General features: G+C 66.1%; 14 protein-coding genes and 2 riboswitches. Of the genes, 6 read left to right on the top strand and 8 right to left on the bottom strand.

The window, feature by feature from the left end; genetic code table 11:
* Positions 1–448: 448 nt before the first annotated feature.
* Positions 449–1,057: a CHAP domain-containing protein gene (locus tag KEM60_RS10565; RefSeq protein ID WP_219107534.1), complete on the bottom strand. Its 609-nt coding sequence runs from the start codon at positions 1,055–1,057 to the stop codon at positions 449–451.
* A 60-nt stretch (positions 1,058–1,117) separates the two neighbouring features.
* Entirely contained in the window at positions 1,118–1,708 is a 591-nt protein-coding gene (locus tag KEM60_RS10560) for a DUF402 domain-containing protein (RefSeq protein ID WP_219107533.1), read from the bottom strand.
* Between the two features lie 70 nt (positions 1,709–1,778).
* Here KEM60_RS10560 and KEM60_RS16760 point away from each other — a divergent pair, with 70 nt between their 5' ends.
* Together KEM60_RS16760 and KEM60_RS16945 are read left to right on the top strand one after the other, a co-directional pair.
* Positions 1,779–3,983, top strand: coding sequence for a hypothetical protein (locus KEM60_RS16760; protein ID WP_304502148.1), 2,205 nt, complete (start codon positions 1,779–1,781; stop codon positions 3,981–3,983).
* Between the two features lie 7 nt (positions 3,984–3,990).
* Positions 3,991–5,862, top strand: a complete 1,872-nt coding sequence (locus KEM60_RS16945; protein ID WP_219107532.1) for a cobalt-precorrin-6A reductase — start codon at positions 3,991–3,993, stop codon at positions 5,860–5,862.
* A 35-nt stretch (positions 5,863–5,897) separates the two neighbouring features.
* Here the strand turns inward: KEM60_RS16945 and cobA are convergent, their stop codons facing one another.
* Genes cobA through KEM60_RS10535 form a run of 3 tightly spaced genes read right to left on the bottom strand, consistent with a single transcriptional unit; the run spans position 5,898 to position 9,803 of the window.
* Positions 5,898–6,965: a uroporphyrinogen-III C-methyltransferase gene (cobA, locus tag KEM60_RS10545; protein ID WP_255574501.1), complete on the bottom strand. Its 1,068-nt coding sequence runs from the start codon at positions 6,963–6,965 to the stop codon at positions 5,898–5,900.
* A complete protein-coding gene (cobO, locus tag KEM60_RS10540) occupies positions 6,962–7,573 on the bottom strand; it encodes a cob(I)yrinic acid a,c-diamide adenosyltransferase (RefSeq protein WP_219107530.1) in 612 nt (203 codons plus the stop codon). Before cobO ends, cobA begins: the two co-directional genes overlap by 4 nt.
* Before the next feature lies 1 nt (position 7,574).
* The gene (locus KEM60_RS10535) at positions 7,575–9,803 is read right to left on the bottom strand and encodes a VWA domain-containing protein (protein ID WP_219107529.1); all 2,229 of its coding nucleotides are present in this window, start codon (positions 9,801–9,803) and stop codon (positions 7,575–7,577) included.
* A gap of 54 nt (positions 9,804–9,857) precedes the next feature.
* Positions 9,858–9,989, bottom strand: a riboswitch (cobalamin riboswitch).
* A gap of 69 nt (positions 9,990–10,058) precedes the next feature.
* Between KEM60_RS10535 and cbiE the strand changes: the two genes are divergently transcribed.
* The 3 genes from cbiE (at position 10,059) to KEM60_RS10520 (ending at position 13,687) form a co-directional block, all read left to right on the top strand.
* Positions 10,059–11,315: a precorrin-6y C5,15-methyltransferase (decarboxylating) subunit CbiE gene (cbiE, locus tag KEM60_RS10530; protein ID WP_219107528.1), complete on the top strand. Its 1,257-nt coding sequence runs from the start codon at positions 10,059–10,061 to the stop codon at positions 11,313–11,315.
* Positions 11,312–12,055 (top strand): precorrin-4 C(11)-methyltransferase, encoded by a 744-nt coding sequence (gene cobM, locus KEM60_RS10525; RefSeq protein ID WP_219107527.1) that lies wholly within the window; start codon positions 11,312–11,314, stop codon positions 12,053–12,055. The genes cbiE and cobM overlap by 4 nt, the downstream gene beginning before the upstream one ends.
* A 138-nt stretch (positions 12,056–12,193) precedes the next feature.
* Positions 12,194–13,687, top strand: a complete 1,494-nt coding sequence (locus KEM60_RS10520; RefSeq protein ID WP_219107526.1) for a glycoside hydrolase family 5 protein — start codon at positions 12,194–12,196, stop codon at positions 13,685–13,687.
* 73 nt (positions 13,688–13,760) lie between these two features.
* Here the strand turns inward: KEM60_RS10520 and KEM60_RS10515 are convergent, their stop codons facing one another.
* The 3 genes from KEM60_RS10515 to KEM60_RS10505 all read right to left on the bottom strand — a co-directional run bounded on the left by KEM60_RS10515 (position 13,761) and on the right by KEM60_RS10505 (position 17,274).
* The gene (locus tag KEM60_RS10515; protein ID WP_219107593.1) at positions 13,761–15,311 is read right to left on the bottom strand and encodes a precorrin-2 C(20)-methyltransferase; all 1,551 of its coding nucleotides are present in this window, start codon (positions 15,309–15,311) and stop codon (positions 13,761–13,763) included.
* A gap of 35 nt (positions 15,312–15,346) precedes the next feature.
* Entirely contained in the window at positions 15,347–16,003 is a 657-nt protein-coding gene (locus KEM60_RS10510) for a precorrin-8X methylmutase (protein ID WP_219107592.1), read from the bottom strand.
* Positions 16,004–16,068: 65 nt separating this feature from the next.
* Positions 16,069–17,274, bottom strand: a complete 1,206-nt coding sequence (locus KEM60_RS10505) for a precorrin-3B synthase (RefSeq protein ID WP_219107525.1) — start codon at positions 17,272–17,274, stop codon at positions 16,069–16,071.
* A gap of 403 nt (positions 17,275–17,677) precedes the next feature.
* Positions 17,678–17,770, top strand: a riboswitch (cobalamin riboswitch).
* A 95-nt stretch (positions 17,771–17,865) separates the two neighbouring features.
* Between KEM60_RS10505 and cobN the strand changes: the two genes are divergently transcribed.
* On the top strand, positions 17,866–21,666 hold the full coding sequence (gene cobN, locus KEM60_RS10500; RefSeq protein ID WP_219107524.1) for a cobaltochelatase subunit CobN: 3,801 nt from the start codon (positions 17,866–17,868) through the stop codon (positions 21,664–21,666).
* The last annotated feature ends 4 nt before the right edge of the window (positions 21,667–21,670 follow it).

Raw genomic sequence — 21,670 nt, 5'->3', positions numbered from 1 at the left:
CTAGGTGAATGAGCGCCACGGACGCAGCCCACCTCTGCAGACGTACCGGCGCTTACGCCCGACCATCTCCAGGCCCTCAGCGCCGCAGGCCACGTCTGTCACGTGCTGGGATGACCGTGCCTGGCCACAGACAACTTGATAGCCAGGACGGTTAGACAAAACCGATGCCGCATCGACGTCAAACGCAAGCTGGTACACGTTCGCGGTCCTCGCTCATAGGATGCCAAGTCAACATCCATGTTAACGGCCGAGAAACCTGTTTCAGAACCACATAACGCTCAAAGTTCAAGAACCCGTTTGGGCTACTGAGTCAAGGAGGAGCCGCAGCCCGGGGTGTCCATCTACGGAGTGGTGAGCGACGACACCTCAGTCGACTCGTCGGCCACCTCTTCCACCGACTTTGTATCGACCCCATGACATACCCGCAGCGTCAGGGTGCAGCGCCGGGTCAGCGGGCGCCGTACCCCACGATCTTCAACTGGGCGTTCATCTCTCGCTCGGAGATAGAGACCCCGCCCTCCTCATTGCCGCCGATGGTGATGAGCTTGCCGTGGTCGATTGCCAGCATGTAGTTGGTGTGATGCCCCCACGGTGAAGTGGGCTCATAAATGACCACATCACCCAACTTCGGGGTGTATCCAGACCCAACCGGACGCCATGCCCCGGCTTTTTGCAAGGTTTCCGTCAACGTATACACCCCAGGGACTCGCCACCCACCGGTATGGATATTCGCGAACGGCCGACCGGATTCCTTGGCGATCCAGCTGACAAAATCAGCGCACCACTGTTCTTCGATTCCCTCAGAATAATGTTTCCCAGGGCGTTGCGCCTGATATTCGACCTTGGCCGTGGCCAGGAAGGCCTTCTGTCGCGGCGACAGTGCCGCCTCGTCGATCGGCGGGAACGGCCGATGCCGCGGGTCAGTAGTGGCCGGGCGCTCCGGCGTCGATCCCAGGGCGGGGACCGTCCCCGTCCACGCGCACCCTGACAGAGACAAGGCCGCCAAGACCAGGACCACGGTGGCGTGACGACCTCCTGCCCACCGTTGATGCCCCATCTGCTGCCTGCCTCCCCGACTCGTCCCCTTCGGGACATTGCTGGGACAGCTTACGACCGGTCAGCCTGCGCCGGAGGCGCATTGGATCAGATCTTTCCTGGTGGAAGCGATACACCGGGCCAACCAAGTCGCCCCAACCTGATCAAAAGGTTCCACCCGGTCTCGGACCTGGACCCACAGCTGGTCGGCGGTCCGCCGTACCGAATCCACCATCTCTGGGGGGTAGCCATAGCGGACGCGATGCTCAGCGAACTCATCTTCGTCGTCGATCCAACACCGACCGTGATCCCGCACCACATCAAGATCCATGTCAAGACAATCCAGGCGCCACTGATGAGGCGCTAAGCAACGCCACTGTGGAGTATCGGTCAGATCGACGTACACGTCAGCGCTGAACTGAGGACCGGGTGCGTTGAACGTCGCCACGTAATTCCCCACGAAAGGCACCAGCACCACCCAGTGCGCCCCGGGAACAACCGTGCGCCCCGGACGCCGACAGATGTCATCCGGCCACCCCGCTAGCCAAATCCCCAGGTCGTCAGCGCCTAAGGTCACCAGCTCGTACTCCCAGTGGGGGCTGGCATCAAACTTGCGAAAACACATTTTCACCACCGAACCCACCCGTGGCAGCGGTACCGTCGTCTCACACATTGCACCGTTCCTGGACAACCGTTCGAATACGCCTATCACCGTCAGGCCATGACGGCATATTGTCAGACCCATGCCCTCCGCCGACGACGCTTCCGACGCACGCCGCCGCATCCCCCGTACCGACGACCTCCTCGCCGCTCCGGAACTGCACAGCGCGCGACAACGGGTCGGTACGGCGGTGGTCAGGTCGGCCATCGTCGAAGCTCAGGAAGCCGCCCGGCGGGGTCAGATCGCCCCGGAGGACGTCCTGGCCGCTGCGGTCGAGCTATCCCAATCCCACAGTGGTCACCCTTGCACGATGCAGCCGGTCCTCAATGCGACCGGCCTCGTCGTACATCCAAACTTAGGTCGGGCTCCCTTGTCTCGTACAGCTCTTGACGCAGTCACCATGGCGGCGGGCTACGTCGACGTCGAATACGACATCACCACCGGCAGTGCGGGCACGCGGGGCGAGGGCGCCCGCACCGCCCTCCTCGCCGCCTGCCGGGGCGCCCAGGACGCGCTCGTTGTCAACAATGGCGCTGCCGCACTCACCCTCGCTGCCGCGACATTCACCGCCGACGACCCCGGGCTGATCTCCCGCGGCGAAATGATCGAGACCGGCGATGGGGTGCGCATCCCCGAGTTGCTCGGCTGCACCGGTGCCACCACCGTCGAAGTGGGCACCACCAACCACACCACCATCACCGATTACGCCCAAGCTGCGGCCCGGCTCACCCGCGATCTGTCCGGTGGACGAGACCGGCACGGTCGTCGGGAACACACGCCCCGCAGCAGTGGACTCGGCGCCATCTGGAAGATCCACTCCACCGCCCATCGGATCGAAGGATTCACCGCCAGCGCAGGCATCGCCGAACTCGCCGAACTCGCCGCAGAAATCGCCGCCCCCCTCATCGTCGACATTGGCAACGGACTGATCGCACCAGATCCCGCTCTCCCCGACGAAACCGACGCCGCCACGGTCCTCTCCCAAGGTGCCGACCTAGTCATCTTTTCTGGCGACAAATATCTTGGCGGCCCACAATCCGGCATCATCCTGGGCCGCTCCGACCTGGTCGAACGGATGCGTCGCCACCCCTTACAACGTGCGATGCGCGTGGACAAACTCGCCCTAGCCGCTCTCGAAGCCACCCTGCGTGGCCCCGAACCCCCCGTCACCACCTACCTTCGGGTGTCCACCCAAGAACTACACGCCCGCACCGCCCGTCTCGAATCGGATCTGCGCACCCTCGGTCTGACCAGCACCGAGATCCAGATCGTCACCGTAGACGGGCTCATCGGCGACGCCCCTGGACAAGCCTTGCCAGGCGTTGCGCTGGCCCTGCCCGAAGCCTTCGCCGAAGCGCTGCGCCACCCCAGCCAACCCAAACTCCCCACGGTCGTCACCCGGATCGAATCCGGACGATGCCTGCTCGACCTGCGATGCATCGACGCCTCAGACGAGGACAACCTGCGCGAGGCGCTCTATGCGGCCTCCGTGCAGATCGGCATCGTGCGAGCCGACGCGCTCCCGGCCGGACGCACTCACAGCACCGTCCGGGCTGTCACCTCAACACGGTCGACCACCGAGCAGAGCCTGCGAGCAGAGATCACCTCCCGCAGCGACAACGACGGACCCCGCGAGCACACCACTGGCCGCTCTGACTACGCCCCGCTGAGTGACGCCAGCGGACGCCGATCCCGTCACGCCACCGAAGACCCCGCCCCGCTGCCTGCGGCCCCCGCAGCTGCTGCGCCCCCCTCTCGCCTTGACCTTCCCCCCGCCCGGCCCGCCGCGGACAGCTCCCCCGCAGCAGCCACCGATAATCCCCCCATGGACCTCTATCAGCGGCTCCAAGAAGAACTCCATCGGCTCAACCCCAGCGCCGCCGCACACTTTGATCGCCCCCAACCTCCCGCCACACCGGATTACGGCCGGACAGCGAACGACCTGCGCTACCAAGACCCCACCCCGACACTGCCCCCGGACCTTTACGGTCGCACCGCCGCTGAGTCCCGCTCCCACCACGACCCCAATCCGGCGTCCCGGCAGGAACGGCGCCGCCGAGACCCTTCATCCACCCCGTCATACCTCCTCCCAGATGACAGTTCCCGCGGCGACTCCATTCCGGCCCCGCCCCCAGTGCCGGTAGAAATCCGTCCGGACAGCACCCCACCCCGCGTCGTCGTCGTCGACCCCTTCACCGCCGGAGTGGCCTCGTTGGCCAGCAGCATGCCCCCGATGCCGCCGCTTCCGCCGTTGCCACCGTACAACCGCCCGCTCAACGGTTCCTGAGGATCCGGTGAACGTCGCTGCCCACCCCGACCAGGCGCACATCGTCGCCACCGCCGGACACCCCGGTCACGGCAAAACAGCCTTGGTCCATGCGCTGACCACCGCGCATCCCCACCCGATGGACCCCGCCGCGTCCCCCAGCGACGGACACCTCTGGACACGACTAGCCGACGGTGCTCCCCTCGCTCTCGTCGACCTCCCCGGCGGCCCGGAACACACCGGCACGATGCTCGCCGGGCTGTGCACCAGCCCAGCGGTGCTCTTCGTCGTCGCTGCGGACCAGGGTTGGCACCACCAGTCCCAGGATCACCTCGACATGATCGATGCACTCCGTCTATCCCGCGGAGTGCTGGTCGTCACCCGCACCGACCTTGCCGGACCAGAACGCACCGCACAGACGCTCTTAGACGCTCGTGCTCGGCTGGCGGTCACCAGCCTCGGAATCGTCGAAACGGTGACCTGCTCCGCTCGCACCGGCGACGGCATCGACGACGTTCACGCCGCGCTCGGCCGGTTGGGAGCGTTGACCACGCCGCAACGCGTCGACAGCCGTGCTCGACTGTGGATCGACCACGTCGACACCGCTGAGGGTGGGGCCACCACCGTCAGCGGCACCCTGGTCGGCGGGGTCATCCGCGCCGGAGAAGCCCTGGACCTGCTGCACAGCACCAGCGGCAGTGGTGCCCACCCCACCCGCCATCGGGTGCAGATCCATCGACTCCGTCATCACCAGATCACCACGCACGCGCAAGCCCCAACCCGGCTCAGCATCGACCTCGCCGAGGCCCCGCCCTGTCTGATCCACCCCGGTGACACCCTGCTCAGCCCCGACACCTGGCGCGCCACCGACGTCCTCGACGTCCGACCCCACACTCCAGTGGCCACTCTCCCAGAGCACGGGACCCTTCATCTGGGTAGCGCTGCCGTCCCCACCCGCATTCACCCGGGGACCGGGCAGCACCTGCGACTCCAGCTCGACCATCCCCTTCCCCTCACCGCAGGTGATCACGCCGTGCTGTGCCTCAACGACGCCACGACCGGCACCGCGAGACTGCTCGGGCTGGATGTGCACGACGTAGCGCCGCCCCACCGCGGACCCGCCTCGACACCACCACCGACCTCGGAAGGGCCAGTCCTGATCCTGGGAGGCACTGGCGAAGCGCGCGCCCTCGCTGACGCCTTGACCGCTCTCGGCCAGCCCTTCTTGTCTTCTCTCGCTGGCATCGTCACCGACCCGATCCTGCCTGTCGGAGACGTCCGAGTCGGCGGATTCGGTGGTCCCACCGGACTGGCCCAGTACTTGCGGGAGCATGGGGTCGCCGCGGTCGTCGATGCCACCCATCCCTTTGCCGCCAGGATGACGGCCCATGCTGCCTCGGCATGCCACGCCGCGGATGTGCCACTGCTCCGACTTCAACGGCCCAGCTGGTCCACCCATCCTGGCGCAGAGTCGTGGACATGGGTGGACTCTCACACTGAAGCAGGCGAGACAGCCGCACGACTCGGCCACCGGATCTTCCTGACCACAGGGCGCAAAACCCTCAGCGACTTCCTCGCCGTCCCCGCCATGACCACCTGCGAGGTCCTCGCCCGGCTCGTCGAGCCTCCGGACCTAGAGCTTCCCCCCACCTGGCGAATCCTGCGCTCTCGTGGGCCGTTTAGCTGCGCTGACGAGATCGCCCTGCTCCGTAAGGAACAGATCGACGTCCTCGTCACCAAAGACTCCGGCGGTCCCTCCACCACAGCCAAGCTCGACGCCGCCGCCGCTCTGCGTCTGCCCGTGATCGTCGTACGTCGTCCCCCACTGCCCGCCGGGATCACCCAGGTCGCTGAGGTCACCGACGCGACAGCATGGGTCGCCCAGACGACAACCCACTGAGTCTGCGCAGGTCTCAAGGCACTCTCGCCTGGCGGCTAGGCCGTCACACCGTCCGTCTCGGCCAGGTTGTCTCCCGGGCACGCCACGATCCCTGCCAGGACATCCAATCCGGCCACCTCACCGACCACCGTGACAGCCGGGGCACCCAAGCCCTGCTCAGCGACCGCTTGGGCGATCCCATCCAAAGGAGCTCGCACCACCCGCATTGTCGGTAACGCTGCATCGGCGATGGTGGCTGCCGGGGTGTGCGCAGGCATTCCCACCGCGAGGAGTTCCTCAGCGATGGCAGGCAAGGCGTGGACGCCCATCATGATGACCAACGTGGTCCCCGATTGCGCTAGTCCCCGCCAATTCACGGTAGAAGCCTGATGACCTGGCGGGACGTGCCCAGTGACGATCGTCACCCCCTGGGTGAGTTCCCGGTGCGTGACCGGAATACCGGCCAGCCCTGGACCGGCGATCGCTGAAGACACCCCCGGCACGACTCGCACCGGGATACCAGCGGCAGCGCAGGCCAAAGCTTCCTCGCCGCCCCGGCCAAAGACGAAATTGTCGCCGCCTTTGAAGCGCACCACTCGACGGCCAGCGAGCGCATGCTCCACGAGGATGTCGTTAATGCGTTCTTGGGAGGTGTGCCGGCCTCGGGGGATCTTGCCGACGTCGACCAACACAGCTGACTCGGGGGCTTCGGTCAACGCGGATAACGGCGCCAAACGGTCATAGACCACGACATCGGCGGCGCGTAGTTCCTGGATCGCGGCGAGGGTGAGCAGATTCGGATCGCCGGGGCCCCCGCCGACGAGGATCACTTCTCCGATGACTGATCCGTCGGCTGTGCCGGTGGCTCCCCCGGCGAGGGTCGCCGAGTCGGTCCTGTCGCGGCAGGTGAGGACGAGATCGTAGGCGCTCAGGTCAGGGTCGGTGACAGCGCGGGCCAGGCCGCGCTGGACCACATCGTCTAATGAGGTCGTCGGTGTGGCAGTGCAGACGTGGACGTCGGCTCCAGCCTGGATCAACGCATGGACCTGTGCGGGCAGTCCCGGGCCGTCACCGATCACCAGGACCACCTGGTCGGCTACGTCGAGACGCACTGAACCGCTCACCACTCGATTCCCTTCTGGCCCTTTTGACCCTCGTCAAAAGGATGTTTGATCTTCGTCATTTCGGTCACGATCGAGGCGATCTCCACGAGCTGCGCAGGGGCTTGTCGACCGGTCACCACCACGTGTTGCTGGCCGGGTCGCTCCCGCAGCGTGGTGACAACGTCATCGATGTCTACCCACCCCCAGTTCATGGGGTAGGTGAATTCGTCGAGGACGTAGAGGTCGTGGGTGTGCGCGGCGAGTCGACGTTTGACCTCGGCCCATCCGTCCGCCGCTGCGGCGGCATGATCTGCCTCATCGCCGCTCTGACGTGTCCATGACCAGCCGGATCCCATCTTGTGCCATTCGACCGGTCCCCCCTCGCCGGTCTGTTCGTGCAACTGTCCTAATCGTTCCAGGACAGTTTGCTCGCCGATCCGCCATTTCGCACTTTTGACAAATTGGAAGACTCCGATGGACCAGCCCTGATTCCAGCCGCGCAGCGCCAGCCCGAATGCAGCCGTGGATTTCCCCTTGCCTTCACCGGTGTGCACGGCCAGGATCGGCCGCTGCCGCCGCTGCCGGGTGCTCAGGCCGTCTTGCGGGTCGACAGTGATGCGCCCTTTCATGTCAGGCCACGTCCTTTCCGGTACGGCGGCCGGCACCGCGCAGTGCGACGGCATACCGGTCATGGTGGTTGTCGTGGCGATCCGACGTCGGGGCGTGACGGTCGTGGGTCCGTTCATGGACGACGCCGACCAGGGTGTCTGCGGCGACCTGGTCTAGTCGGAGGTGTTCGGCGCCCAACCGGACGGCGAGGTTCGCGGCTAAACCGAGGCGAATTCGTCCGGACTCGGTGTCCACGACCACCACGTCGGTCCTCGTGTGACGGAATGCGTCAGCGACGTGGTGGGCTCGGGCCAGAGCGTGCGCACCGGCGGTGGCGCGGCCGTCGGTGACCAGCACGACCAGGGCGCGTCGGTCCGGTTCACGGATTTTTTCTACGGCGAGAGTGCGGGCGGCTTCCATGAGCCCTTCCGCGAGTGGGGTGCGACCGCCGTGTGGGAGATCGGTGAGTCGAGCGGCGGCAGCGTCTACTGACGAGGTGGGCGGCAACACGAGGTGGGCGTCTTCACCGCGGAAGGTGATCAGGCCGACCTTGTCGCGACGCTGGTAGGCGTCTAGCAGCAGCGCCAGGACGGCGCCCTTGACGGCGCCCATCCGCCGACGGGCCGCCATCGACCCGGATGCGTCAACGACGAAGAGCACGAGGTTGGCTTCTCGCCCCTCGGTGCGAGCCCGCCGTACGTCGTCGTGACGCAATCGCATCGTGTCACCAGCGTCGCGGCCACGAGACCGTTGGTATGGCGCTGCTGCTCGGATCGTGGCAGGTAGATGGACCGGCCCCATTCCGGCCTGGCCGCGCCGACGGGAGGACGCTCCTCGAGGTGCGACCCCGACGACCTTGCCAACGCTGGTCGCAGCTCGGCTGCGGCGACCAGCGACACCTCGTCCAGTGCCGCGTGCTGTGATCAGTCTGGCCCGGTAGGGGGAGTCGGCCTCAGCGATACCTGTTGCGGTGACGCCGCGCGGAGTGGGTTCGCCGAGAGGGTCCTCGTGGGGTGGTGAGGCTGCCGGTCCAGTGGGGTCGTCGAACCGGTCGTGCGGGGCGGCGGTGGTGCCTTCCGGGCCGCTACCGGGGGTGTCGGCGGGGCGGGGGGCCGCAGGCGGGGGAGTTGCGTCGTCTGCGCCGTCTGTCTCGCTGGGTTCGCCGGGTTCGGTCCCGTCTGGGCTGGACGGCTCCGACGGTCCCTGCGGGTCGGACGGGCCGGGATCTGGGTCGTCGTCCGGACCGGATTGCTCCAGCAGCGCATCAAGCAGGTCCTCGTCCAATCCGGGCGCATCAAAGGGATTACGGCGACGACGGTGCGGCAAGGCCAGCCGCGCTGCGGCTCGGATGTCTTCCTTCGTGACCCGGTCTCGACCACACCAGGCGGCGTGGGCGACTGCAGCTCGGGCGGTGACCAGGTCAGCGCGCATCCCGTCGACGTCGAATCCGGCGCAGACCTGCGCGATGGTCAAGAGGGCCCGCTCCCCCAAGGTGACCCGACGTACCAGCTCTTGGGCGGCGATGATCCGGTCCCGGAGCGCGCGCTGATCGGGGGCGAACTGAGCGGTGAAAGCAGCTGGGTCGGCATCGAAAGCCATCCGTCGGCGCACCACGTCCACGCGCACCTGTGGCTCTCGGGGTGCGGTGACTTCAGCGGTGAGGCCGAACCGGTCAAGCAGCTGGGGTCGCAGCTCCCCTTCCTCCGGGTTCATCGTGCCGATGAGCACGAGCCGGGCCGCATGGGTCAGGGAGACCCCTTCTCGTTCGACGGTGCACCGCCCCATGGCCGCGGCATCCAGCAGCAGGTCCACCAGATGGTCGTGGAGCAGGTTGACCTCGTCGACGTAGAGGATCCCGCGATGTGCCGCAGCGAGCAGCCCCGGCTCGAATGCTGCCCGCCCCTCCCCCAGTGCTTGTTCCAGGTCGAGCGAACCTACGACTCGGTCCTCGGTCGCCCCGACAGGCAGCTCAACGAGCCGAGCTGGCCGGGACCGGGTCGGCCCACTGACAGGATGGGGTCCGTCCGGACAGGTCGGGTCGGGATCCGCAGGGTCACAAGCGAACCGGCACCCATCGACTACCTCTTGATCGGGGAGTAGCGAGGCCAAAGCCCGGACCGCCGTGGACTTCGCGGTGCCCTTTTCTCCTCGCACCAGCACTCCCCCGATCTGTGGAGAGATCGCCACCAACAGCAGCGCCAGACGCATGTCATCGGCGCCAACCACGGCTGAGAAGGGATAGGTGCTCATGGGCGCCTCCTGCGGGTGCCTCGCCCGCGGTATGGGACGGGCCGGTCCGGGGGATCCGAGACCGGCGGCGACAACGGACGTCCTGGCTCACGATGCATCGACACCGCTCACAGTGGCGGGACCGCTCCGGACTCACACCGGATTCCTCCCCCGTCGCCGCCTCAGATTCTCGCACGCACGTCAGCACCCCCCGCTCGGTCCGACCGTGATGTCGAGGGCCTCCGCTTCCGGCGGAAAGGGGTAAGGTCGGCCAGCGTGATCGACGTCGTAGGTGTGGGGGCAGCGGGACTGCCACCGGCGGGGACGCCGGAACGATCTGTGATCGACTCCGCCGAGGTGATCCTCGGCGGTCGCCGACACCTGGAACTTTTGCCGCCCACCCATCCAGCTCGTCGGCTGCCCTGGCCATCTCCGCTGCGTCCAGGTCTGCACGAGCTGCTCAGCGACCTTCCTGATCAGCGAGTAGTTGCCCTGGCCAGCGGCGATCCGATGGTCTCCGGGATCGGGTCCACTCTCGTCGACATCCTCGGCGTCCAGGCGGTGAGAATCCACCCTGCGGTGTCATCGGTAGCGTTGGCCCGCGCCCGAATGGGCTGGTCTGCGGAATCCACCAGCACGGTGACCGTCGTCGGGCGAGGGACCAACCGGCTGCGCCGCGACCTGCATCCTCGCGCGAAACTGGTGGTGCTGCTTTCCGGCCCGCAGGATGTCGCCGACATTGCAGGCTTGGCAACGCAATGCGGTTATGGCCCGTCCCAGCTCACGGTGTTTGGCGATCTGGGAACAGCTGAGGAGTCCCGTCGCACCGAGACCGCGCAACACTGGTCGGAGCAGCCACCGACCGGGTTGCCCGCTCTGTGTCTGCTCACGATTGAGGCCTGCAAGGACCTGAACGTCCCGGTGATGTCCACCGCCGGGGGGCTTCCTGACCAGACCTTCGACAACGACGGCCAACTCACTAAACGACATGTCCGCGCCACCGCTCTGGCTCATCTCGCCCCCACCCCTGGGGACCTGTTGTGGGACTTGGGCGCTGGCGCCGGATCGATCGGGATCGAATGGGCCCGCCATCATCCGCGTAACCAGACCGTCTCGGTGGAACGCCACCCGGAGCGGGCCGCTCGCATCGTCCGCAACGCCCACACCTGCGGTGTGGCCGACCGGGTGACGGTGGTGCACCGAGCCGTCGACGATTTCCTCGCAGACCAGGCTGCCGACACCCCGGTAACGGGACGGCAGGTCCCTCCGGACGCGATCTTCATGGGCGGTGGCGCCCGTGAGGCCACCGTGGCGGCGGCGTACGACCTGCTCACCCCGGGCGGCCGGATCGTCGTGCACGGGGTGACCGCGGAGACTGAGACGTTGTGCGTGCAGGCCTATCGTCGATGGGGTGGTGAAATAGCCCGGATCGCGGTGGAAACCGCTGAACCCATCGGTGCTTTCCTGGGCTGGACCCCAGCCCGCACCGTGGTGCAGTGGAGCGCCGTCAAACCTGACCAGGAGATCTCGTGACCGTCCATTTCATCGGCGCCGGGCCAGGGGCTGCCGATCTGCTGACATTACGGGCGGTGCGATTGCTCCGTGCCAGCCCAGTGTGTCTCTATGCGGGCACTTATATCGGTGCCGATGTCCTTTCGCATTGCCCCTCAGAAGTGGAACTGGTCGATACCCAGCATTTGGATCTAGATCAGATCACTCAGCTTCTCGTCGAGGCCCATTCCCGTGGCCTGGATGTCGCCCGACTATGCTCCGGCGACCCCTCGGTTTTCTCTGCGGTGGCGGAGCAAGGACGGCGCTTAGACCGCGTCGGCGTGCCCTGGGATGTCACCCCTGGCGTGCCGGCGTACGCGGCCGCAGCGGCATTGTTGAGCCGGGAGCTGACCGTCCCGGAGGTCACCCAGAGTGTGGTGCTGACCCGCACCCAGCACGTGTCCACCGTGATGCCGGAACGGGAGGCACTGTCCAATTTCGCTCGAACTCAAGCCACATTGGTGCTGCACCTGTCGATCCGGCATGTCCGTCGCCTGGCAACAGAACTGATCGAGGAGTACGGCGACGACTGTCCGGTGGCGGTGGTCAGCCGGGCCGAGCAACCGGAGCAGTTGGTGTTGCGGGGCACGTTGAGCGATATCGCTGATCAGGTGGAGGCGGCGCAGTTGCGTCAAGCCGCGGTGATCATCGTGGGGTGGGCCTTAGATGCAGAGCACTTCGCGGAGAGTCACCTGTACGGCGACCGCTGTCGAGCGCGGTGATCCGAGGCCGGGGAAGGTCTCAAAGTGATACAGAATCACTCAGATTGTTCCAATGTTGTTGAACGATCGTCAGACTGGCAGTCGTCGTGAACGCACTGCACTCACTTCCCCCGGACCACTGTGATCCAAGGAGGCATCATGCGTGTCCGTATCCGGGTTGCCGCAGCAGCCGCCGCCGTACTCCTCCCTCTCACCGCCGCAACCGCCGTCGCCGCCCCGACACCAACACCGGCCCCGGCACCACCCAAGCCCGCACCGACTGGCCCCACCTCGATCGTCGACGTTCTGGGTAAAGGGTCGCCTGGAGGCTACCTGCGCGACGCCCAAGGACGTCAGGTCATCCTGCGTGGCTTCAACACTGACGGCCGGGTCAAAGTCTCTGATGACTGCATGCCCGCTTATACCGCCAAGGACATCGCCCGCGAACACCAAGACATGGGCACCAATGCTGTCCGTCTGCTCATGCAGTGGCGCTGCGTCGAACCCCAACCAGGCACATACGACAACGCCTACCTAGACCGAGTAGAGAAACTGGTCGCCGATTACAACGCCCACGGCATGACCGTCCTGCTCGACATGCACCAAGACGTCTACAGCGTCCACGCGACCCCAGGCAGCGACGCCGGAAACGGGGCCCCCGCCTGGGCGGTGCACATGGATGGCAAGCCCGTCCCGAAGAAAAAACAATGGTGGGAGTATTACGTCACCCCCGGCGTGATCCGGGCCTTCGATAACTTCTGGAACAAGTACGGCAACCACCCCGAGCTGGCCGAGCACTACGCCAAGATGTGGGGGCACGTCGCCAGCAGATTCGCCCACCATCGTGGAGTCGTCGGTTATGACCTGATGAATGAGCCATACGCCGGGAGTTCCCTGCCGGGGACCGTCGAAAAAGGGCCCCTCAGCGACCTTTATCAAAAATGTGTCAACGAGATCCGTAAAACGGATAAGGACAGCTGGGTTTTCCTCGAAGCCACTGCCTTCGGGACAAACTTCGGTCGTGCTTCTGAGCTACGCCGCCTCACCGATCCCCGCCCCGGCGCACCCAAGATCGGGTATGCCCCCCACCTGTACCCGCTCGGCAGTGAAGGCGGCTTGGCGTCAGCTTCGGTCCCCGGAGCAAAGGGCGTGGTTTCCCTATGGCAAGCCAGAGTCCGCGATCAAGCCCGGCGGCTTTCTCCAGACAACACCACCGTGCCGCTGATCCTCGGCGAATTCGGCATGGACACCACTAAATCTGGGTCTATCGGCTACCTGGAACATGTTTTGACCAAGGTCGGCGAAATGGGCGCAGGCGCCCTGTATTACGCTTCCGACCCCGGCCCGTGGGGTCCATACGAGAAAGACGGCACGCCCCGCAACCTGCAAAAGACGATGGCCAACTGCTTCGTTCCTGTCGCCTCTGGCAACATCCGTTACCAGAAGACCACCCCCACGGCCTGCACCCTGCAGATCACCACCCGCCCCGGCACCACCCAGGTCTATCTGCCCCGGGGCACGTTCTCTGCAGTCACCGTCAGCGGCGCCACCATCACCGGTTGGGATCCCCGCTCGCGCATCCTGTCGATTCAGATTCCTGAAGGACACGAGAAACTCGTCACCGTCACCGCTGGCGGCACGTACAAACTCTGAGAGACGGCCGGTGTGGCTCACCCCTGACTGGGGGGAGCCACACCGTCAGCTCACGCTCACCGCACGCAGCTCGTTACTCCTGCGGGACATAACGGGCGGTCCACACTCGACCAGCCGCATCCACCGAGGTGCCCCTCGACCCCACGATGAGCAGACATTTCATGTCGATCGTCTGGGGATCCAACTCACCGAGCGTCGTCACCGTCAACGACTCCTCAGCCCGCCCCACATCCCGACCAACGACCACAACGGCCTCCGGGCCTCGCTCCGCCAGCAAGATGTCCCGGGCTGCACTGATCTGCTCCGTTCGACTGCGCGACGCCGGATTGTAGATCGCCACCACCAGATCGGCGCGCGACACCGCCCGCAACCGCTGGGCAACGACCTCCCAGGGCTTGAGCCGATCTGACAACGAGAGCACCGCAAAATCTCCACCCAACGGAGCGCCAGCCCGCGCCGCGACCGCCTGCGCCGCTGTCACCCCTGGCAACACCCGCACTGGCACCACGGCGTACGGCGTCCCGTCTTCAGCTGACCCGCAAGCTGCTTCGAAGACCGCTGAGGCCATCCCAAACACCCCGGCGTCCCCGCCGGAGACCACCGCGACGCGTTCCCCCCGCAAGGCCAAATCCAACGCCAACCGAGCCCGGTCAACCTCCACGGTGTTACCCGATGCATGTCGCTGCAAACCCACCCGCTGCGGCACCCGGTCGACGTACGGCGCATAACCCACGACGTGCTCGACCTGTGACAAAGCGGCCGATACCTCCGGGGTGAGCCACTGATCCGGCCCTGGGCCCAATCCCACCACCACGAGCTCCGCCGGAGTAGGCACCGCCTGCGCGGTGAGCTGCTCAGCAGCCAATGCTGCGGCTTGAGCGGCCCGGCCCGCCGCATCCGCGCGCACATCCCGACCGACCATCACCACCATCGACATATATGGCACCCCTGCCGGGTCCACCTCACGCACCGGTGCCACCCGCTGCGCCTGACGGGAGGCAAACTCGACATACCAGGCGTCATCCAACCGTCCTGCCTGACGCAACGCCTCAACAACCCCGGGGAACGTGCGCCCCAGTTTCATCACCACCGCCGCATCAGTATCTGCTAACCGGCGCGCCAACTCCGGCACCGGCAACGTCCCCGGCAGGATCGTCACCACATCCTCATGGCGGCACAACCCCTTCGCCAACGCCGCCGTCGACCCGGCAATCCCCGTCACCCCGGGGACCACCGTCGCTTCACATCGCGCAGCCAACCGATCATGCAGATACATGTACGACCCGTAAAACATCGGATCACCCTCAGCGAGCACCACCACATCTCGCCCCGCATCCAGGTGCTCCCCGATCCGATGCGCCCACGCATCGTAGAACTCCTCGATCGCGCCGTAATAGCCCCCAGGATGATCTGTCGTCCCGGTCGTCACCGGATAGATCATCAACTCCTCCACCTGATCCCCGCGCAGGTACGGCGCCGCAATCGCCCGAGCACCGCTCCGCCCCGACGGGCCGGAATGGAAAGCCACCACATCGGCCTCGGCGATGAGCCGAGCCGCCTTGACCGTCACCAGCTCCGGATCACCCGGACCGACGCCCACACCCCACAGCCGCCCCGGACGCATCACCGCGCCTTCCTGCTCGCCACGACTGGCCACACTCACAGGATCTCCTCCGACCTCGCCAAAGCGTTCACTGCAGACGCCGCCATCGCCGATCCGCCCCGACGACCGTGTACCACCAACCACGGCACACCGTAGGGATTGGCAGCCAACGCCACCTTGCTCTCCGCGGACCCGACAAAGCCCACTGGAATCCCCACAATGGCCGCTGGGGTCGGCCCCCCGTCAGCGATCTGCTCCAATACATGAAACAACGCCGTCGGGGCGTTGCCTACGGCCACCACCGCACCCGCCAATCGCGGGCCCCACAAGGACACCGCTGCCGCCGCCCGCGTCGTCCCCCACCGCTGGGCCAACTCCGCCACCCGAGGATCACGCAATGTGCACACCACGTCGTTATCCCGCGGTAACCGGGCCCGGGTGATCCCCGCCGCGACCATATGCGAATCCACGAAAATCGGCGCGCCCGCAGCTAATGCGCCACGCGCCGCCGACACCACATGAGGATGGAAAGCCAAGTCCTCGACCAGATCCACATCCCCAGCTGCGTGGATCATCCGCACCGCCACCGTGCGGGCCCCTTCCGGAAAACGTTCCAGTCGGGCCTCATCCCGGATCATCCCGAATGACCGCTCATAGATCTCCCGGCCCTCACGGCAGTAGTCATACCGAGACGAGGGTGCCTGCGCCGGCACGTCGGAGCGCACCAGCCCAGGACCCCACACCGGCTGCCCGCCAGCACCGACAACCCCGCCGCTGGTCACCGCGGGGTCCTCGTCACAGCGATCGCCGCATCCACCGACACCGGACGGACCAAATCCACATAGTCCCCGCTGGGTGCACCGCAGCGGCGCTCGCACGCACTGATATAAACGGTCCGGCCGTCTCCATCGATTTTGGAAACCAACTCGCGGGCGAAAGCGCGAGTATCCAGGTCCGCGCGAGCGCATCCTGGTGCGCCGGTGCAGGCGGCGACTCGGGCCCAGGCGGACATCTCGTCAGTCACTAGTCCGGCCTGTTCCAGGTCTAACAAGCGGCCGCTCACCTTGGGGATGACCAGGCTGCGCCACGGTGTCACGATCACGTCGCCGCAGTGGGCTTCCACAGCGACCTGCGCTACCGCCATGAACATGCCCCGGGTGAGCAGCCCCAAGGGCACCCCCACCATCGTGGCCACTGCGCCCTCTGCGCTGACGACTGCGCCCAGGCTCGGGCGTCGGGTCACCACGTGACGGTTGGTTTCGGTGGCGCCGGGAAGTGGTGCGGGCAGCGGCAGTGGAAGTTCCCGCACATGCCACGGGGCCGGGTCGATCGCCGCTCGAGCCACGAGGAAGGCCCGCGCCAGAGCGATCATCGCTGGTGCGGCGTGATCTGCTTGAACCGCCCATCCGTGGCGGATGTCACCGGCGTAGACCACGCCGTGGTCTGGGCCGTGGGCCTGGTAGGCCAGGTCGAATTGTTCACCGAGGACATCGCCTCGTCCGTCATCGACGACGACGAGGAAACGTCCGGGCAGCGCTGCCAGGTCGGGGTCAGCTTGGAGGGCTTCGTCGTACGCCGCAGCCACGTCGCGCACGTCGGCGTGGCCGGCGCCATCAATCCCGGAGAGCGGGGAGACGACGATGTTTCGGACTAATTCGTGGGATGGCGACGGGATGATCCCGGTGGCGCCGATCCGGTCGACTAAAGCTGCGGGTAGGGGGTTGACCACGCCGCGCAGCTGCACGGCACCTCGGCTGGTCAGCTGCACGGTCCCGTCGCCGAATTCTTCTGCCAACGAAATCAACTCGGCCAATGTCGATACCGAGATCGGTCGGCCACCGGTGCGCAACCGGACCAGCATCCCGTCGTTCGATCGGTAGGGACGCACCAATCCAGGACACCGATCCACCGGCACCTCGTGCGGCGTCGCCTGGGGCGACAGCGACTCGGGCATCATCGGATGCGCAGGAACTACGGGCGACATGAGGACGGACCTCCCAATCGGCGGGCCCGACGCACCGGGTGGTACGTCGTACTGGCGCGTCGTCAGGGTCTGCTCGCCACCGCGGGGGGACAGCACCAGCCGCTTTCGGCGATCTGAATCCCCGATGACTGCTGCCGACGTCATCCTGAACGGCCACCCGCATCAGGCTGCCCGAGCAGCCCCGAGGACCACGCCGGTCCCCTCCGACGGCCCCGTTGTCCTCAGGTGACCCGCCGCGTGAGAGGGGTCGCGCGGCGGGTCACCCGAGAACACGGGAACCAGCGCCGTCCACCCTAACCGTTCAGGCACGTCTCCCGCCCAGCCCTCAGCGCCACCGCGCACCGACCTGTACGTCGTTCCCTCCCCTCCCGACCAGGTAGCGTGACGCGCGGCGTCGTCGTCCGAGGAACCCGGTGTGAACCCGGGACGGTCCCGCCACTGTGAACCCCCGCATGTTCGGCTGCGTGCCGGATAGACAGGGGCGAGTCAGGAACTCGGCCCGACGTGACCTCCCTCGCTTGTCCGACCATCACCCTGCCGGGCGGTGGCGCCAGGCCCGACCCAGGGGCGGAGCACCCCGAAGGAGCACCCATGACGCGCATCGCGTTGCTGTCCACGTCCGACACTGACCTGCTGTCCGCCCGGGCGAGTGGCGCAGATTATGTCTACGCCAATCCCACCCGGCCGGGACCGGACCCCGAGCGCCCGGCTCACAGCGCCATGAAAGAGGTGTGGGAAGCGGCCGACGTGGTCGTCGTACGCATCCTCGGCGGGCCGCAGGATCTGTGCGAAGGTTTCCGGGCATTGCGGGTCCGGCCAGGCACCAGGATGATCGTCCTGGGCGGTGAGCAGACCCCGGATGCGGCACTGATGGAGCTGTCGACGGTGCCTGCTGGTGTCGTGGCCGAAGCGCACCGCTACCTGGCGTACGGCGGTCCCGACAATCTCCGTGAGTTGCACGCTTTCCTCTCGGACACGTTGCTGCTCACGGGGGAAGGTTTTGCGCCTCCGACGGCGCCCCCCGTGTGGGGCGTGTTGGATCGGCCCGCGCCTGGGCCGGTGCCGCCTGAGGTGGTCGACCGGACGGGATGTCCCACCCGACCTCGCATCGGCATTCTTTTCTACCGTGCGCAATACACCGCCGGGAATCACACTTATGTTCAGGCGTTGGCTGACGCGGTCGACGACGCCGGTGGGAGGGGCGTCCCTATTTTTGTGACCTCCCTGCGTGGCGCTTCTGCTGATTTATTGGCGCACCTCGGGGAATATGACGCGTTGATCACCACGGTGTTAGCCGCTGGCGGGACAGCCCCAGCTACGGCACAGGCCGGTGGGGACGACGAAGGGTGGGATGTGCGTGCACTGGCTGCCTTGGACGTCCCGGTGATCCAGGCGATGTGTCTCACCTGGGATCGCGGGTCGTGGGAGGGCGCTGACGACGGGATGAGTCCGCTAGATGTCGCCTCGCAGGTCGCCGTCCCAGAATTCGATGGTCGGATCATCTCAGTGGCGTTCTCATTCAAGGAAATCGACAGTGAGGGCTTGCCACGGTACGTCGCCGACCCGGAACGCTGTGCCCGGGTCGCTGGAATCGCTCTGGGGTATGCCCGGCTGCGCCACGTCCCGCCCGCTCAGCGGCGTATCGCGGTGGTCTTGTCGGCGTACCCGACCAAGCACTCCCGGATCGGCAATGCCGTCGGCTTGGACACTCCCGTCTCGCTGGTCAGGTTGCTGCGAGCGATGCGGGACGCTGGGTACGACGTGGGAGCGCCTGGAGAGATTCCCGGTCTTGACGAGTCTGCCTATGCCGAGCCGGTGCCGAAGGATCAGGAGCCGGTGGACCCTGACACCCGCGCCGGCAATGACCTGATCCACGCGCTGATCTCCGCTGGCGGACAGGACGAGGACTGGTTGACCAGTGATCAACTCGCCGGACAGCCAGTGCGGATTGACGCCACGACCTACCGCCAATGGTTTGCTGAACTGCCGGAAGAGTTGCGCGCTGACGTCGTCCAAGCCTGGGGGCAGGCACCGGGTGATCTTTTCGTTGATCGTTCTCCGGCAGCGCTAGCGGCTGACCCGGACGGGCAGATCGTGTCGGCGACGCTGCGGGCCGGGAACGTGGTGGTCCTCGTGCAACCGCCGCGCGGTTTTGGAGAGAACCCCATCGCGATTTATCACGACCCGGATCTGGCCCCGACCCACCACTATCTGGCGACGTACCGGTGGATTGAAGAGGCCTTCGGAGCGCACGCTGTCGTGCATGTCGGCAAGCACGGCAATCTCGAATGGTTGCCCGGCAAAACCTTGGCGCTCTCCCCCAGTTGTGGACCGGACGCGGCCTTGGGCAACACCCCGGTGATCTATCCCTTCCTGGTCAACGACCCCGGTGAGGGTGCCCAAGCCAAGCGGCGTGCCCACGCCACCATCGTCGACCACTTAGTCCCGCCCATGGCGCGCGCCGAGAGTTACGGCGACATCGCTCGGTTGGAGCAGTTGTTGGACGAATACGGCAATGTCTCGGTGATGGACCCGGCGAAGGCTCCAGCGCTGCGTGCCCAGATTTGGACGTTGATCCAGGCAGCGAAGTTGCATCAGGACTTGGGCGTGCAGGACATGTCAGTGGAGGATGCGGAGGCATTCGATGAGTTCGTGATGCATATCGACGGCTGGTTGTGCGAAGTCAAAGACGCCCAAATCCGTGATGGTTTGCATATCTTGGGTGCAGCGCCTCGGGGGGAGGCGCTGGTGAATTTGGTGTTGTCAATCCTGCGTGCCCGTCAGGTGTTTACCGGCGGCAGTGAGCCGGTGCCGGGGTTGCGTACGGCGTTGGGCTTGGATGAGGCGGTCCCGTCGAATGTCGAGCATCGGCTGGACCATATTGAGGAATTCTCTCGGTCGTTGATCACTGGTTTGGCTGAGCGGGACTGGGATGACAGTGATCTCACCGGGTTTGTTTGCGCGGCTTTAGAGCGTGCGCAGGCCGCAGATCCAGCGTTGGGTCAGGCGGTGGTCGGGGCCGATACGGCGGCGGTGGCGGCATCGTTGCGATTTGCTTGCCGTGAGGTGGTGCCCCGGTTGGTGCAGACCTGCGGGGAAATCGATGCGGTCTTGCATGCTTTGGACGGCGGATATATCCCGGCCGGTCCCAGTGGATCGCCGTTGCGGGGTTTGGTGAATGTGCTGCCGACCGGACGCAATTTCTACACCGTCGATCCGAAGGCCATCCCGTCCCGGTTGGCCTGGGATACCGGGTCAGCGTTAGCGGATGACCTATGTGCCCGTCATCTACGGGAAACCGGCAGCTATCCCCGCAGTGTGGGGTTGTCCGTGTGGGGCACATCGGCGATGCGGACCTCAGGTGACGATGTCGCCGAGGTGTTGGCGTTGCTGGGGGTGCGGCCGGTGTGGGATGAGGCGTCCCGTCGCGTTACCCGGTTGGAGGTGGTCCCGGTGGCTGAGTTGGGGCGGCCACGAGTCGACGTGACGGTGCGGATCTCCGGGTTCTTCCGGGATGCGTTCCCGCACGTCATTGCCTTACTGGACGATGCGGTGCACCTGGTGGCGGGGTTGGATGAAGCTCCGGAGGACAACTACGTGCGGGCGCATGTGGAGGCGGACCTGGCGGCGCCGGGGTCGCATGGTGATCGGCGACGGGCGACGACCCGCATTTTCGGGAGTAAACCGGGGACGTACGGCGCAGGGATCTTGCAGTTGGTGGAGTCCGGGACGTGGCGTGATGACGCCGATATCGCTGAGGTGTACGCCACCTGGGGTGGATACGCCTACGGCCGTGACCTGGACGGGGTGCCAGCACGAGGTGACATGGAGACGGCGTTCCGCCGGATCCAAGTGGCGGCCAAAAACATCGACACCCGTGAGCATGACATCGCTGACAGTGACGACTATTTCCAGTATCACGGTGGGATGGTGGCCACGGTCCGGGCGTTAACCGGCAGCGAACCGGCGGCGTACGTGGGTGATTCGACAACACCTGAAGCGGTGCGCACCCGGTCGTTGTCGGAGGAGACGGCACGGGTGTTCCGGTCACGGGTGGTCAATCCGCGATGGTTGTCGGCGATGCGTCGGCACGGCTATAAGGGCGCCTTCGAGATGGCGGCCACAGTGGATTACCTGTTTGGTTTCGATGCGACAGCCGGGGTGGTCCAAGACTGGATGTACGAGTCGTTGGCGCAGGAATACGTCCTGGACGAGACCAACCAGGAGTTCTTGCGAGACGCCAACCCGTGGGCGTTGCATTCGATGGTGGAGCGGCTCCATGAAGCCGCGGAACGTGGTCTGTGGGAGGAGCCCGATCCAGCGGTGATGGACCAGCTGCGGCAGGTCTTCCTCGAGGTGGAGGGCGACCTGGAAGACGGCGTCGGACGCTGAACGC

The sequence above is a fragment of the Austwickia sp. TVS 96-490-7B genome, assembly GCF_019331795.1.
Taxonomy (GTDB): domain Bacteria; phylum Actinomycetota; class Actinomycetes; order Actinomycetales; family Dermatophilaceae; genus Austwickia.
This window is presented reverse-complemented; position numbering and strand designations above follow the sequence as displayed.

Bases quoted from the DNA above. Each gene is read 5' to 3' on its own strand.
- KEM60_RS10565 (WP_219107534.1), bottom strand. From the start codon at position 1,057: ATGGGGCATCAACGGTGGGCAGGAGGTCGTCACGCCACCGTGGTCCTG.
- KEM60_RS10560 (WP_219107533.1), bottom strand. From the start codon at position 1,708: ATGTGTGAGACGACGGTACCGCTGCCACGGGTGGGTTCGGTGGTGAAA.
- KEM60_RS16760 (WP_304502148.1), top strand. From the start codon at position 1,779: ATGCCCTCCGCCGACGACGCTTCCGACGCACGCCGCCGCATCCCCCGT.
- cobO (WP_219107530.1), bottom strand. From the start codon at position 7,573: ATGAAAGGGCGCATCACTGTCGACCCGCAAGACGGCCTGAGCACCCGG.
- KEM60_RS10535 (WP_219107529.1), bottom strand. From the start codon at position 9,803: ATGAGCACCTATCCCTTCTCAGCCGTGGTTGGCGCCGATGACATGCGT.
- KEM60_RS10520 (WP_219107526.1), top strand. From the start codon at position 12,194: ATGCGTGTCCGTATCCGGGTTGCCGCAGCAGCCGCCGCCGTACTCCTC.
- KEM60_RS10515 (WP_219107593.1), bottom strand. From the start codon at position 15,311: ATGCGTCCGGGGCGGCTGTGGGGTGTGGGCGTCGGTCCGGGTGATCCG.
- KEM60_RS10505 (WP_219107525.1), bottom strand. From the start codon at position 17,274: ATGTCGCCCGTAGTTCCTGCGCATCCGATGATGCCCGAGTCGCTGTCG.
- cobN (WP_219107524.1), top strand. From the start codon at position 17,866: ATGACGCGCATCGCGTTGCTGTCCACGTCCGACACTGACCTGCTGTCC.